The sequence below is a fragment of the Pseudomonas sp. PDM04 genome (assembly GCF_014851765.1).
In the GTDB taxonomy this organism is placed as follows: Bacteria; Pseudomonadota; Gammaproteobacteria; order Pseudomonadales; family Pseudomonadaceae; genus Aquipseudomonas.
The window spans coordinates 1-401 of the sequence record NZ_JACVAI010000022.1; the positions used below are offsets into that span (position 1 = coordinate 1).

Genomic DNA, 401 nt, shown 5'->3' on the forward strand with positions numbered 1-401 from the left:
TCATCACGTCGATGGAATGCTCATTTCTAAGCTTTACTTCAGAAGCAGTAGTGGTGGAGCCAAGCGGGATCGAACCGCTGACCTCCTGCGTGCAAGGCAGGCGCTCTCCCAGCTGAGCTATGGCCCCATAACAAAATTGGTGGGTCTGGGCAGATTCGAACTGCCGACCTCACCCTTATCAGGGGTGCGCTCTAACCAACTGAGCTACAGACCCAATTTCGAGCGCGTAACTGTTAGCTTGGAGCTATCAGCTTGGAGCTTAAAGCTGCTTCTATCGTCTTCTTCAATGAATCAAGCAATTCGTGTGGGAGCTCATGGAGCAGCTGAGTCGTCGATTAAGGAGGTGATCCAGCCGCAGGTTCCCCTACGGCTACCTTGTTACGACTTCACCCCAGTCATGA

General features: G+C 52.6%; 2 tRNA genes and 1 rRNA gene. All 3 read right to left on the reverse strand.

Going from position 1 to position 401, the window contains the following annotated elements:
• Nucleotides 1-51 precede the first annotated feature (51 nt).
• Nucleotides 52-127, reverse strand: a tRNA-Ala gene (locus IB249_RS29590).
• Between the two features lie 10 nt (nucleotides 128-137).
• Nucleotides 138-214, reverse strand: a tRNA-Ile gene (locus tag IB249_RS29595).
• A gap of 122 nt (nucleotides 215-336) precedes the next feature.
• Nucleotides 337-401: ribosomal RNA gene (locus tag IB249_RS29600) — 16S ribosomal RNA — on the reverse strand; the annotation flags it as partial.